Below are 13045 nucleotides of genomic sequence, written 5' to 3' on the forward strand. Positions count from 1 at the left end.
TAGTAGTACACGTAACTAGTGTATGACAACGAGTAGTACACTTTTGTCTCACAGAAAGGACTTGCCATGGTTAAAATTAATAAAAACAATAGTCGGCCATTTTATGAACAATTGATTATTGGCATCAAGGAAGAGATTTTACAGGGAATTCTACAACCCGGAGATCAAGTACCCTCAGTCAGAGAAATGGCTAAACAATTATTAATGAATCCTAATACCGTAAGTAAAGCCTATAAGATATTAGAGTCTGAACAGGTATTAATTACCGTTAAGGGAAAAGGAACATTTGTTAAATCGCTCGAAAATATTTCTCGAGATGAAGATCGCGTTCAGGAGTGGAAAAAACAATTCAGCATTCTGTTAATTGAAGCCAAGCATTTACAAATCACTGACGCTGAAATTAACGAATGGTGGGAAGAAGCAAAAGTTGAGTTAGGAGGGATTGCATGAAACTGTCTCATGTGACAAAACAAATTGATAAGCATGTCATTTTAGAAGATATAAATTTTGAATTATTTGAAAATGAAATTGTTGGTTTAATTGGTCGGAATGGCTCAGGAAAAACGACTTTATTTAGAACGATTGCTGGACATTATCGAACAGATGGTGGAGAAATGATAATTGATGGTCAAAATATTGAAACCGATCCTTTGCATCGCCAAGATATTTTTTACATCGATGACAAAGAAAACTTTTTAGGACAATATTCACTCAAAAAACTGAATGCTTTTTATCGTGCAATTTATCCTAATTTTGATCAAGATACCTTTCTTGATTTAATTCGTGAACATGAACTTCCAATAAATTTATCATATCGTCGGATGTCTAAAGGAATGCAAGGATTATTTCAAATGATTTTAGCTATCTCTTCCAATGCAAAATACCTATTATTGGATGAACCATTTGATGGACTGGATGTTATTGTTCGTAAAAAAGTCATTCGTTTATTGTTGGAAAACTTGAGCGAAGGTCGTCGAACAGCTTTAATTGCTTCACATAATTTAAATGAATTAGAAAATATTATTGATCGTGCCCTATTACTAAAAGGTAGCACGTTGTCTCGTGACTACCGTTTAGAAGAGTTAAGAGAACATGCGAAGAAAATTCAGATGGTCTTTAAAACCAAAAAAGTACCAGAAATTATCAAACAGAACTCGAAAGCCCTTGATTTTCAAGGTCGTGTGGTGACAGCCTTGTTCGAAAACTTCACTGTTGAACTTGAAAGTCAAATTAAAGAGTTAGAGCCACTAGTCTTTGAAGAACTTCCATTAACTTTAGAAGATTTATTTGAAGCTAACTTAAGTCAAGAATCGCTAGTCAAAGGAGTGAGTCAATAATGGAAAAAATCCGTACTATTTATTTTCAACGATATTTTGGTTATATGATTGCACTTAGCATTCTAATTTTAGGAATTTACATCTATCCTACTTTTAATAGTATAAATGCTTGGCATGAGCAACGTGACTACTATAATTCTGAAGAATTTATTCAAGATTTTGAGCAAAATCCAGAGTGGTTTTCTAAGAGTTATTTCGTTAATAACGATGGCGAAGATGAAGTCATTCTTTACGATTCTATCGAAGATTATCGAAGTGATACATTAAGAATTTTTTACAAATCAAACAACAAATATTTGGAGACATTTCGAGAAACAATCAATGATAACTCCACTTATTACTCTAGATATAATGAGATAGAGGAAGTTGAACCACAAGAGTATGAGCTAGGTGCTACTTATTATCAAAATTTCCATAATGACGGTAGCTTTATCCCTATTTTAATGGTTGCTTTAGGATTTTTACTCTTTTTCGTGGATCAAAAAACAAACTTTAATCGTTTGTTATTTTCCCTATCTGAAAAACGAAAAAAGCTATTTTTAGGAAAATTACTTTATGTTGCCCTTCCAATAATCGGAGTTACTGCCATTGGAATTTTAAGCTCTATCCTAATTCAATACATGGGAATCCCAGCTCCTTACCTAAATGCAAGTTTATTACAAATGGTTTATTCTGGTTTTAGTCAATTAATTTTCAGTATTTTTAGTTTAACGATTGGCATCTTTTTTGGAACTTTGTTAAATAATTTAGTTCTTGCCCCATTAGCCTTGATAACAGGTGGATATTTTATTCTATACACTGGATATAGTTTTTATTATGGTATTAATAATATTTTGACTTACTTTTTCCCAAACATTCGTATGCTAACACCCACTAGTTTGACTCGGTTTGATCTTGGGAAAACAGGCACTCCTTTATCAGGAATTTTATTCTGGGTTGTCTTCAGTTTGTTATTGTTATTTTTAGCTGAAAAAATTTTTAACAAAATTGCTCTCGAAAATGAAGGGGATTTTGTTACCAATGCTAATTTACGAAGACCAACATTCTTAAGTTTGTTTATCGGTTCAACAATCTATTTTGGAATAGCTTTGTTTGATTTCTATTCTGTATTAAATATGATTCAATTCAATCATCTGGGGTTAATAGATATACTGAAAAATTTCTTGATAGTCACAGCATTGGTCTTCACCGTCAGCTTCTCACTGGTCTACCATCGTTCCATTATTAAATGGTTCCAAGAACGAAGAGATTCACATTTGCGACAACAAATGAATAGATAGAAAAAAGCGTTGGAATCTTTTGTATTCCAACGCCTTTTTGATGCTTATTTATCTTCTTTATCTTTTTTATCTAGCTTTTCGTTGATTTTTGCTGAAGCATTATCAACTAATTCGCCAGCTTTTTCTTTGATGTCTCCGTATTTCCCTTGGATTTTACCTTTTAATTCTTCAGAGTCATCACCTGTAACTTTACCTTTTACTTCAGTTGCTTTTCCTTCAACTTGATCTTTGTTTACCATTGTGAAATTCCCCTTTCTTGAATCTATCTTAATAGTAACACCAAGCGAAAAAAAGTACCAATTATTTGACGTTTAACGTTATTTTTCTTCCTAAAGACAACGCATTCGATGTCGGCCGATGACCAATTTGTTGGGTGATAGCAATAGGAAGATCCGGCATTTGCAACACATCTTTTAATAATTCTGCAACCGGATAGCTATTTTCTTCTTGGTAGGAAATAAAGGTTCCAAGCAAGATTCCTTTTAATTTATCAAAATGAGGCTGTTGCTTTAACTGATGAAAACTTGAGAACAAAGCATTTTTATCTCCACCATAACTTTCTAGAAATAAAATTTTATCTGTAAAATCAGGTTTATAAGGTGTGCCTGCTAATTTTAAGAAACAACGAATGTTCCCACCAATCACTCTTCCTTCTAGTTCATTGCCTTGTATAAATTGCCAGTCGCTTTGATATAAACTATTTTTTCCTTCAAAAAATGTTTGTTTAAACTTTTCTACTTGTCCGCCACTTTCATCCCAAATGAGTGTTTTTAATTGGAATAATTCGGCAGTTTGTTCAGTATGAGCCAACAAGCTATTTAAAACAGAACTTACATCACTATAACCAAAAAAAGGAGTAGGATGAGCCTTTAACAACTGAAAATCAAGATAAGGTAACACGCCATTGGCTCGATCGCCACCAGAAATATCAAAAATTGCCTTAATTTCTCGATCTTGAAAAAAATGACGCATGACACGGGCTTTTTCCGCTCCATTCGTAAAACTATTTTCAAATAATAAAGGACTTTTTTTTACTTTTAAGCCCAAGGATTGCAGGCATTTTTCTAATTTTTGAATTTCTTCTGGACGATTTTGTGGATTGGAATTTGCAACAAAAGCAACAGTATCTCCGGATTTTAATTGAAACATCAAATCTCCTCCTCGTTCATTATAAAAATTGAGCCAACATTTCTGCTGACTCAATACTTGTTATTTTTTCTTTTTCTTCTTTTTCTTTTTGTTCTTTTTGACCATACGATTCATCGCCATTTTGCCAAGTTTTCCTTTTACTCCACCACCAAACATTTGATCCATGCCTGGGATATTGTTCAAGTTTCCGTTACTCATTTGTTGCATCATTTTACGAGATTCTTTAAACTGCTTGATCATACGGTTGACTTCCACCACACTATTTCCTGAACCAGCAGCAATTCGACGACGACGACTTGGGTTTAACAAGTCTGGATCTTCTCGTTCTGCAGGAGTCATTGAATAAACCATGGCTTTTTTACGTGCGACATCTTTCGGATCTAATTTGAAGTTTTCTAAACCTGGAACTTGACTCATTCCAGGAATCATTTTCATCAAATCATCTAATGGCCCCATATTTTCTAACTGATCAAATTGTTCGATAAAATCATTAAAGTCAAAGCTATTTTCACGCATTTTTTGCGCTAATTCTTCGGCTTTTTTCTCATCATAATCCTGTTGCGCTTTTTCAATTAAAGTCAGCATGTCTCCCATACCCAAGATTCGGCTAGACATCCGATCTGGATGGAAAATTTCAAGATCTGTTAATTTTTCACCAGTACCAGTAAATTTAATTGGTGCACCAGTAACGGAGCGAATAGATAAAGCTGCCCCCCCACGAGTATCACCATCTAATTTAGTAATAACCACACCAGTAATGCCTAATTGTTGATTAAAACTGTCAGCAACATTCACTGCGTCTTGACCTGTCATCGCATCAACAACTAATAGAATTTCATTTGGTTGAGCCACTTCTTTGATTTGTTGCAGTTCTTCCATCAAATTTTCATCAATATGCAGACGACCTGCCGTATCAATCAAAACATAATCGTTTTTCTTTTCTCTAGCTAATTCCATCCCTTGGCGAACAATTTCAACTGGACTTACATCAGTTCCCATATCAAAAACAGGGACACTTAATTGTTGTCCTAAAACTTTCAACTGATCAATCGCTGCCGGACGGTACACGTCTCCTGCAATTAATAAAGGACGAGCATTTTCCGTTTTCATTAAATGATTAGCTAATTTACCTGCAAAGGTCGTTTTACCCGCCCCTTGTAAACCGGCCATCATAATTACGGTTGGAATACGGGGATTTTTTTCTAGTCCTACTGTCTCCGAACCTAATGTTTTGGTTAATTCTTCATCAACGATTTTGACGATTTGTTGTGCTGGAGATAAGCTTTCTAAAACTTCCACACCAATTGCCCGTTCACGAACGTTTTTGGTGAATTCTTTTACAACTTGCAAGTTAACATCGGCTTCTAATAAAGCTAGACGAATCTCACGCATCATTTCTCTTACATCTGCTTCAGTCACTTTTCCTTTACGACGAAGCTTACTCATCGCCTGTTGCAGACGTTCTGTTAAACTTTCAAATGCCATTTTTTATTCATTCCTTTATTCTTCAATTTCTTGGATAGTACGAATTAAACTTGCTAATTGCTCATCTTCTGGATAATTATCTGTTACCCGTTCTGCTAATTGATCTAATAATTCTCCACGAACAATATAATCTGAAAATAAATGTAGCTTACGCTCATAATCTTCCAGTATTTTTTCTGTTCTCTTTATATTATCATAAACTGCTTGTCGACTGACACTAAATTCCTCAGCAATCTCTCCTAAAGAAAAATCATCAGCATAATACAACTCCATATAATTCATTTGCTTTTGTGTTAATAGCGTAGAATAAAATTCAAAGAGAGCATTCATTCGATTCGTTTTTTCGATTTCCATTAAAATCCCTCCTTGTTTTCAATCTTGTTCTATTCTAATTCATTTAACCATTCCGTTTCAGATTGAACGATCATTCCTTGTAAAATAAAATAGGCGGTTGCTACACCGACTCCTGCTACTTTTGTTCCTGAAAAGGTGCCATCATAAATTAATTGGCTGCCACAAGATGGACTCTTGTCTTTCAATACTAGTTGCGTAATGCCACGTGCTTGCAAAACTTTATAGGCTTTCTTAGCTCCTGCTTTAAACATTTCTGTCACATCTTCCCCACGATTGGTTTGGACAATCGTTTTTCCACTCCAAACATCAAAACCATTACCATTTAGAATTTCTGCAGGATCACGAGGGATCGGTAAACCTCCCAATACCTCGGGACAAACTTGTATCGCTTCTTTTTTTGCAATCATTTCTTTTAGTTGCGAAACCTCTTGATGTCGACCATCATACCGACAAAAACTACCTGCTAAACAAGCACTCACACCAATCATGAAAAAATGCCCCTTTTCTATTAAATTCGTCTTATATTATAACATTTAATTGGCTTATACAATAGTCCCAAGGGCGGATTCATGATAATATATAGATATATTCGTTTCTATTTGAAGATAGATTTATAGGATTAATTTCCTTAAATATTTTTCTAATTTTTTTCAGAAAAAGAAATCAATCAATCTAACTGTAAATAAAAATAATTTAAGCAATTTTTGTAACAGACAGAAACTTTTTTTCTGTTCAATCTTATATAAAAGGAGTCACTTATGAAAAAAGTATTAATCGTAGATGATGAACCGTCTATCGTCACTCTCTTAACATTCAATTTAGAAAAAGAAGGCTATCAAGTAACCAGTGCCACTGATGGTATGGAAGGTTACGAGCTTGCCCTAAATCACTCCTTTGATTTTTTGATTTTGGATGTTATGTTACCTAACCTAGATGGGATTGAAATTACTAAAAAATTACGTCAAGAAAAAATCGAAACGCCTATATTAGTTTTGACTGCAAAAGATGATCCAATTGACCGTATTTTAGGTTTGGAAATTGGGGCAGATGATTATCTAACAAAACCTTTTAGTCCTAGAGAAGTTGTAGCAAGAATGAAAGCTATTTTCAGAAGAATTGAGCCTCGTTCTGCTAAAAATGAAACCGAGGAACCACAGGAATTAATCACTGTTGGAAAAATTATTGCCGATGTCAATAACTATCAAGTAACAGTAGATGGAAAAGCCATTGTTCTTACACCTAAAGAATTTGAGTTACTTGTGTATTTTATGAGAAGAAAAGAACGTGTTATCGATCGCGATACTTTACTTGATCGCATTTGGCATTTTGATTTTGATGGACAAAGTCGAATTGTAGATGTACACGTTAGCCATCTTCGTGAAAAAATTGAAGATGATCCTAAGCATCCGCAATACTTACAGACCGTCAGAGGGTTTGGTTATAAGTTTCAGGAGCCTTAAACATGAAAAAAAGAACACTTTTTAGTTTAGTCGCATTACTGTTAACTATCTTTGCTGGTAGCTGGTATTTTATTCAAAACTTTTATGATCAACAGGTACTTTCTCAACATGAGACTTATCTTAAACAAAAAGCAGAATTATTCATTCGTTTAGCTGAAGAACAAAATTTTGATCAAATTGCCCGTGTATATGTGGCCGACTCTGAAGAAAGAATCACGCGCTTAAATAATCAAGGGCAAATTTTATTTGATACCTTCGATCCTACTCTTTCAGAAACACGCTCCCAAAGACCAGAAATCAAAGCAGTCTTGGAAGGACGAGCAGTTGGGCGTTCACTTAGGATGAGTCCTACACTACACAAAGAATTACTTTATGTAGCCATCCCAATTAAAGAAGATGGTGAGATAGTAGAAATCATTCGAGTAGCTGAGCCCACTGAAAATTTCTTACCAAACTCTAAAAGAATGAAACTAGGAATTTTTATTGTCTACAGTATTCTTTGTCTAATTTTGAGTGGTATGATTATCCAAATTTTACGACGACGGAACCGACCTATTGAAACAATTCTTCCCGTCTTAAAAAAAATGATTGAAACACCCGATCATCCAGAAGTCATTATGCAATCTTCTCCTCAATACGAAGAACTTTATCAAGTTATCAATTCCTTAAGTGAACAAATGAGTTTAACTTATCAAGCTTACAGTGCCAGTGAAAAACAATTGCATATTTTATTAAATGACTTGATGATTGGGATCTTTATTATTGATGAATACGGAAATCTTTTACTGATGAATGTAGCTATGCAAGAACAGCTAGCGACCTTCACTCCTTTTCTAAACGAGACTTTTACAAAGAGTATTACGGAAACTAGTCTAATTCAATTAATTTATCAAGTAACAACCTATCAAACGATTGTTCACGAAGAACTCAAAACAAGCAATAACCGAAAATTGGAAGTAACTTTACGCTACTTTGAAGAGTCTCAACAAACCTTGGGTATTTCTTACGATTTAACACGAATTCGCCAATTAGAAAAGTTACAAAAAGATTTTGTTGGCAATGTTTCCCATGAATTAAAAACACCAGTCACTTCTCTAATTGGTTTTACAGAAACATTGTTAGATGGTGCCAAAGATGATCCAGAAACAGCTACGCAATTTTTGAAAATCATGCAAAAAGAAGCTTATCGTCTTCAAACATTGATTCAAGAAATTATCCAACTTTCCAAAAATGCAGATATTGATTATCCTATACAAACAGTTGATGTCATCACAATTCTTTCGCAAATCACTACCAATTATCAACAACTAATCAATGAGAAGAACTTAACTGTAACTTTGGATGTTCCTGCAACTTATCTATTTACTACAAAATTGGAATTGTTTTACCCAATTTGCAAAAATTTAATTGAAAATGCCTTTAATTACTCTAAACAAAACGGTGCCGTAAAGATTCGCTTAGAAGAAAAATCGGGAGTGATTTTAACCGTTCAAGATTTTGGAATCGGCATTGAAAAAAAAGAACAGCAACGAATCTTTGAACGTTTCTATCGAGTAGATAAAGCTCGTACAAGAAATTCTGGGGGCACGGGATTAGGTCTAGCAATTGTGAAAGATTATGTTGAACTTTTAGGTGGGAATATTCAGTTAGAAAGCCATCTAGGAGTGGGCTCTACTTTTACAGTATCTCTTCCTATAGAATAAAAAAGGACTATGACATAAGAGTAAGACAATAATATTCGAACAAAATTGAATCAATTGCGACGAGGACCTACTGGACCACAAGAGCAATCTTCTATTATTCGGATATTTTACTGTTAAACTACTTATGTCACAGTCTTTTTTTACATAGCGAATGAGTTTAATCAAACAAAACTTCGAAAATTTAAGAATCGTGTAAGCTGGGGTGGATATGTTCTCTTATTTTGGCTACAAATTAAAAACCAACCGATGAATCGTGGCTCATCGGTTGGTTTTTTTATAAAAGGGCATTTAATTAGGGGTGCCGCACTAAGAAATTCCCTAGTGCGGCTATAAAAAGAGATGTCATCTCGTTTTATCAATTATAAATTTGTTACATCTCCATCTACGCTACGCTCAACTTGCATATCAGTAATCGGTAGGTAACCTAATTCAACAACTACGTTTTGTTGTACATCGTCTGTTAAGATGAAGTCTAAGAATGCTTGAACTTCAGCAGTTGGTTCGCCATTTGTATACATATGCTCGTAAGACCAGATTTCCCAGTCGTTTGTTTGAATGTTTTCAGCAGTCGGCTCAACACCATTAATTGCTAATGCTTGAATAGAATCGTCTAAGTAAGACAATGCTAAGTAGCTAATTGTTCCTGGTGTTTGAGCAACGATTTGACGTACAGTACCTGAAGAATCTTGTTCTTGAGTTTGGATTGTTTCCGCTCCATCAAGACCCCATTTTTCAAAAGTAGCACGAGTACCACTTCCAGAAGCACGGTTTACAACAGAAATTTCTAAATCAGCTCCGCCAACTTCACTCCAGTTTGTAATTTCACCTGTAAAGATGCCAATTAATTCATCTTTAGTAATGTCAGTTACGCCTGCATCTTTATTAACAATTGGCGCCATTCCGACAACTGCTACAAGATGATCGACTAAAATAGAAGCATCTACACCGTCTTTTTCTTCAGCAAATACATCTGAGTTACCGATATCTACTGCATCGGCTGCTACTTGGCTTAAACCAGTACCACTACCGCCACCTTGGACAGAAATTTGATAATTTGGATTATCTGTTTCAAACATTTCTCTTGCTGCATCAACTAATGGTTGTAAAGCTGTAGATCCTACTGCAAGAATTTCTACTGTTTCATTTGATGGTGCTGGTGTAGCTGCATCAGAAGAACCAGTTGCATCTGTTCCTCCATTGTTACCGCCGCCACATCCGGCTAATAATACTCCTGCTAATACAAGTAATCCTGTAAGTTTTTTCATGTTGTACAATCTCCTTATTAATAAAAATAATTTTTCGGACAAAAATTTTCATATGTTTCACATATGTAATTCCACTGGCATGAGTGAAACTGACATCCCCTTCTTTGTCACAACCATAGTCTAACAAGAGAATGTAAATCTCTAATGTTGTTTATGTAAAATTTACATCAATTTGTGTTAAGTTTTCGTAAAGTTGTTATGCTTCATGAATAAAAATTATTGTGCGAATTTCCAATAGTGAAGACTTGGCAACTAAAAACTATTTTACAAGAAAATATGACAATTGTTTCCTTTATCAAAGAGATTTATACTTAGAAAGTAAAAAACTGTGGCATAAGTCAAAATAAGACTTATGCCACAGTTTTTTTTATCTTTTTATATAACGCTCCATACGAGCCATTGCTTCTGTTAGACTTTCTAAACTAGCCGCATAACTAATTCGGATGTATCCTTCTCCCGCATCACCAAAGGCAATTCCTGGAATCACTGCTAAGGCTTCTTTTTGTGCTAAATCCACACAAAATTCCATTGAGTCTTGAATACATTGTGCTGGAATTTTTGCAAAAACATAAAAGGCACCTGATGGTTTTGCCACTTCAAATCCTAGTTCTGTCATTTTATCAAAAACAAAATCACGACGGATCAGATACTCTTTTTTCATTACTTGAGCATCATCGATTCCCTCAACCAAAGCTTGAACGGCTGCTTTTTGTGAAATCGTTGTTGCTGCAGTCACTAAATATTGATGAACTTTGATGATCTGTTTGGTCAACTCTTGCGGTGCAAAAATGAAACCAATTCGCCAGCCTGTCATAGCATGAGATTTAGATAAACCATTGATTAAAATAGTTTGCTCTCGTAAATATTCAGCAATCGATACATGCTTTTCATCATAAGTTAATTCACTATAAATTTCATCGCTAATCACAAACACAGGGTATTTTTTCAACACTTCTGCCAAAGCTTTTACTTCATCTCTAGAATAAGTAACACCTGTTGGATTGCTTGGATAATTTAAAATGACTGCCTTAACTTGCTCGCCATGTGTTTCTAAGGCTTCTTCTAAAACCTCAGGCGCCAGAACAAAACCATTGTCACTAGTGTCTAGATAAACGGGTTCTGCTCCTGCTAAGGTAATTACAGGCTCATAGCCTGGATAAATTGGCGCTGGTAGAATCACTTTATCCCCTGCTTCTAAAATTCCTAATAAACTAGCAGAGATCGCTTCTGTTCCACCAATGGTTATCATCACTTCAGTTTGCCAATCATAATTTAGATTATATTTTTTCTCCAAAAATTGCGTAGCTGCTTGACGGGCATCTGGTAAACCAGACATTCCTGAATAATGGCTATAATTGCCTTCAATAGCTTCAATACCAGCTTTCTTTACATGCTCAGGTGTATTAAAATCAGGTTCTCCTAAAGTCAATTTTAAGATATTGGGAATACTTGAAACTCTTTCATCAAATTGTCGAATTAAAGAAACGGCAATTTTATCTACTTGTTTATTAAAACGGTTGGTTAAATCAGTCATTTATAACACCCCTTGATTTATTGGTGGATTTCTCTGTAATTGTTTGTAACAGTCAGTTGAATATCCTATGAAAGATATCCTACCATAAAAAATGACTTTTGTGTGAAAAAGATGAGAGTGAATCTCATAATATTCTGATAATTGTTTGATCAAATGTAATTTGCAAACAATAACAATTTATGTTAGTTTTTATATAGATAAAATAATAAAACGTTTGGAGTCACCTAGATGAAAAATGAAAATGTTCATACCAATATAGAATACAAACAAGGTTGGATTAGAGAAAATGATCAGTATCGTTGCTTGTATTGCGAAAAAAGTTTTGAAGATGGAACTATTTATAATGTAGATGAACAATTAATAACTGCCAAAAAGGCAATGACTCTACATTTGAAGAACAATCATGGTGGACCCTTGCAAGCCCTTCTTAATCAGTCGAAAGAGAGTCTTGGTATCACGGACACCCAACAAGAGATTCTACAGCTATTTGCCCAACAATTGAGTGATACCGTGATTGCCCAAAGACTAGGAGTCTCTTCTTCAACAGTTCGTAATCACCGTTTTAAATTAAAAGAAAAAGAACGACAAGCTAGACTGTTTTTAAGCACGATGGAATTACTGAATGTCAATACGAGCAGTCTTCCTCACAAAGGAGCAACTATGATTGATGATCGTTACCAAATCACTGATATAGAGCGTAAGAAAATTTTAGAAACCTATTTCACGCCAGATGGACGACTTAGTCAATTACCTAGCAAAGAAAAACGTAAACTAGTTGTTTTAGCCAAACTTAGTCAACAGTTCGAAACAAAGAAAAATTATTCAGAAAAAGCTGTCAATGATATTTTGCAACAATTTGTAGCGGATTATGTGACCGTTCGCCGTTACTTGATTGAATATGGCTTTATGAAACGAACGAAAGATGGACAAACCTATTGGCTGAATTAGAAAGGTATAACCTAAAAATAAAAGAATTAACTCAAGTTCAAGATACTAAATTGCTCTATGATTTTGTTTTGGCAAATACAGATTATTTTACAGATTATCAACAAATATCCCCATCGATTGAAGAAATTGTTGACGAATTTTTCTTGGATATTCCTGCGAATATCCGTTTAGAAAATAAAAAGATACTGGCGATTTATCAAGATGAGAAAATGATAGGATTTGTTGACTTGCTCTATCATTATCCAGACAAAAAGACTTGTTGTTTGGGATTGTTTGTTCTAGATAGTCTGGTCCGTCATCAAGGTCTTGGTCAAAATATTTATTCATTAATAGAAGAAATGATTTGGAAAGAAGGTTTTTCAAGAATTTTTCTTGGGGTGCTTACTGAGAATCAACCTGCTAAAAAAATGTGGCACAAGCAAGGCCTATCGTAAGATTGAAGAGATTGTTACCTCTTACGGAAAGCAGATGAATATGGAGAAAGTGAAAATATAGATTCTTTTTTAAACAAAAAATATCCAAGCAATAGA

Annotated in this window: 14 protein-coding genes; 7 read left to right on the forward strand and 7 right to left on the reverse strand. The window is 34.5% G+C overall.

Features of this window, described 5'->3' with window-relative positions; translation table 11 throughout:
* The first annotated feature begins 66 nt into the window (after nucleotides 1-66).
* Genes AC4BBX_RS04915 through AC4BBX_RS04925 form a run of 3 tightly spaced genes read left to right on the forward strand, consistent with a single transcriptional unit; the run spans nucleotide 67 to nucleotide 2617 of the window.
* Nucleotides 67-450, forward strand: a complete 384-nt coding sequence (locus tag AC4BBX_RS04915; RefSeq protein WP_490455331.1) for a GntR family transcriptional regulator — start codon at nucleotides 67-69, stop codon at nucleotides 448-450.
* Nucleotides 447-1337 (forward strand): ATP-binding cassette domain-containing protein, encoded by an 891-nt coding sequence (locus AC4BBX_RS04920; protein ID WP_490455332.1) that lies wholly within the window; start codon nucleotides 447-449, stop codon nucleotides 1335-1337. The genes AC4BBX_RS04915 and AC4BBX_RS04920 overlap by 4 nt, the downstream gene beginning before the upstream one ends.
* Nucleotides 1337-2617, forward strand: a complete 1281-nt coding sequence (locus tag AC4BBX_RS04925; RefSeq protein ID WP_490455333.1) for a hypothetical protein — start codon at nucleotides 1337-1339, stop codon at nucleotides 2615-2617. The genes AC4BBX_RS04920 and AC4BBX_RS04925 overlap by 1 nt, the downstream gene beginning before the upstream one ends.
* A gap of 44 nt (nucleotides 2618-2661) precedes the next feature.
* Here the strand turns inward: AC4BBX_RS04925 and AC4BBX_RS04930 are convergent, their stop codons facing one another.
* From AC4BBX_RS04930 to AC4BBX_RS04950, 5 genes are all read right to left on the reverse strand, one after another.
* Nucleotides 2662-2856: a CsbD family protein gene (locus AC4BBX_RS04930; protein ID WP_490455334.1), complete on the reverse strand. Its 195-nt coding sequence runs from the start codon at nucleotides 2854-2856 to the stop codon at nucleotides 2662-2664.
* Nucleotides 2857-2917: 61 nt separating this feature from the next.
* Nucleotides 2918-3766: a S66 peptidase family protein gene (locus tag AC4BBX_RS04935; RefSeq protein WP_490455335.1), complete on the reverse strand. Its 849-nt coding sequence runs from the start codon at nucleotides 3764-3766 to the stop codon at nucleotides 2918-2920.
* Nucleotides 3767-3826: 60 nt separating this feature from the next.
* Nucleotides 3827-5251 (reverse strand): signal recognition particle protein, encoded by a 1425-nt coding sequence (gene ffh / locus AC4BBX_RS04940; RefSeq protein ID WP_490455336.1) that lies wholly within the window; start codon nucleotides 5249-5251, stop codon nucleotides 3827-3829.
* Nucleotides 5252-5266: 15 nt separating this feature from the next.
* Complete coding sequence (locus AC4BBX_RS04945) at nucleotides 5267-5605, reverse strand: putative DNA-binding protein (protein ID WP_490455337.1); 339 nt, start codon at nucleotides 5603-5605, stop codon at nucleotides 5267-5269.
* A gap of 29 nt (nucleotides 5606-5634) precedes the next feature.
* Entirely contained in the window at nucleotides 5635-6093 is a 459-nt protein-coding gene (locus tag AC4BBX_RS04950) for a 2-thiouracil desulfurase family protein (protein ID WP_490455338.1), read from the reverse strand.
* A gap of 270 nt (nucleotides 6094-6363) precedes the next feature.
* Here AC4BBX_RS04950 and AC4BBX_RS04955 point away from each other — a divergent pair, with 270 nt between their 5' ends.
* The gene (locus tag AC4BBX_RS04955) at nucleotides 6364-7065 is read left to right on the forward strand and encodes a response regulator transcription factor (RefSeq protein WP_490455339.1); all 702 of its coding nucleotides are present in this window, start codon (nucleotides 6364-6366) and stop codon (nucleotides 7063-7065) included.
* A gap of 2 nt (nucleotides 7066-7067) precedes the next feature.
* On the forward strand, nucleotides 7068-8768 hold the full coding sequence (locus tag AC4BBX_RS04960; RefSeq protein ID WP_490455340.1) for a sensor histidine kinase: 1701 nt from the start codon (nucleotides 7068-7070) through the stop codon (nucleotides 8766-8768).
* Between the two features lie 359 nt (nucleotides 8769-9127).
* Here AC4BBX_RS04960 and AC4BBX_RS04965 read toward each other — a convergent pair whose 3' ends face one another.
* Together AC4BBX_RS04965 and AC4BBX_RS04970 are read right to left on the reverse strand one after the other, a co-directional pair.
* The gene (locus AC4BBX_RS04965; protein ID WP_490455341.1) at nucleotides 9128-10033 is read right to left on the reverse strand and encodes a phosphate ABC transporter substrate-binding protein PstS family protein; all 906 of its coding nucleotides are present in this window, start codon (nucleotides 10031-10033) and stop codon (nucleotides 9128-9130) included.
* A 367-nt stretch (nucleotides 10034-10400) separates the two neighbouring features.
* On the reverse strand, nucleotides 10401-11567 hold the full coding sequence (locus tag AC4BBX_RS04970; RefSeq protein ID WP_490455342.1) for a pyridoxal phosphate-dependent aminotransferase: 1167 nt from the start codon (nucleotides 11565-11567) through the stop codon (nucleotides 10401-10403).
* Nucleotides 11568-11795: 228 nt separating this feature from the next.
* Between AC4BBX_RS04970 and AC4BBX_RS04975 the strand changes: the two genes are divergently transcribed.
* Both AC4BBX_RS04975 and AC4BBX_RS04980 read left to right on the forward strand, forming a co-directional pair.
* Nucleotides 11796-12515 (forward strand): DUF2087 domain-containing protein, encoded by a 720-nt coding sequence (locus tag AC4BBX_RS04975; RefSeq protein WP_490455343.1) that lies wholly within the window; start codon nucleotides 11796-11798, stop codon nucleotides 12513-12515.
* Entirely contained in the window at nucleotides 12503-12949 is a 447-nt protein-coding gene (locus AC4BBX_RS04980) for a GNAT family N-acetyltransferase (protein ID WP_490455344.1), read from the forward strand. Before AC4BBX_RS04975 ends, AC4BBX_RS04980 begins: the two co-directional genes overlap by 13 nt.
* Nucleotides 12950-13045 lie beyond the last annotated feature (96 nt).

Source organism: Enterococcus sp. AMC1157 (assembly GCF_058216555.1).

What these genes read in the sequence shown, in the direction of transcription:
- AC4BBX_RS04960 (WP_490455340.1), top strand. Translation starts at nt 7,068, where the DNA reads ATGAAAAAAAGAACACTTTTTAGTTTAGTCGCATTACTGTTAACTATC.
- ffh (WP_490455336.1), bottom strand. Translation starts at nt 5,251, where the DNA reads ATGGCATTTGAAAGTTTAACAGAACGTCTGCAACAGGCGATGAGTAAG.
- AC4BBX_RS04955 (WP_490455339.1), top strand. Translation starts at nt 6,364, where the DNA reads ATGAAAAAAGTATTAATCGTAGATGATGAACCGTCTATCGTCACTCTC.
- AC4BBX_RS04975 (WP_490455343.1), top strand. Translation starts at nt 11,796, where the DNA reads ATGAAAAATGAAAATGTTCATACCAATATAGAATACAAACAAGGTTGG.
- AC4BBX_RS04965 (WP_490455341.1), bottom strand. Translation starts at nt 10,033, where the DNA reads ATGAAAAAACTTACAGGATTACTTGTATTAGCAGGAGTATTATTAGCC.
- AC4BBX_RS04970 (WP_490455342.1), bottom strand. Translation starts at nt 11,567, where the DNA reads ATGACTGATTTAACCAACCGTTTTAATAAACAAGTAGATAAAATTGCC.
- AC4BBX_RS04935 (WP_490455335.1), bottom strand. Translation starts at nt 3,766, where the DNA reads ATGTTTCAATTAAAATCCGGAGATACTGTTGCTTTTGTTGCAAATTCC.
- AC4BBX_RS04915 (WP_490455331.1), top strand. Translation starts at nt 67, where the DNA reads ATGGTTAAAATTAATAAAAACAATAGTCGGCCATTTTATGAACAATTG.
- AC4BBX_RS04950 (WP_490455338.1), bottom strand. Translation starts at nt 6,093, where the DNA reads ATGATTGGTGTGAGTGCTTGTTTAGCAGGTAGTTTTTGTCGGTATGAT.
- AC4BBX_RS04925 (WP_490455333.1), top strand. Translation starts at nt 1,337, where the DNA reads ATGGAAAAAATCCGTACTATTTATTTTCAACGATATTTTGGTTATATG.
- AC4BBX_RS04920 (WP_490455332.1), top strand. Translation starts at nt 447, where the DNA reads ATGAAACTGTCTCATGTGACAAAACAAATTGATAAGCATGTCATTTTA.
- AC4BBX_RS04930 (WP_490455334.1), bottom strand. Translation starts at nt 2,856, where the DNA reads ATGGTAAACAAAGATCAAGTTGAAGGAAAAGCAACTGAAGTAAAAGGT.
- AC4BBX_RS04945 (WP_490455337.1), bottom strand. Translation starts at nt 5,605, where the DNA reads ATGGAAATCGAAAAAACGAATCGAATGAATGCTCTCTTTGAATTTTAT.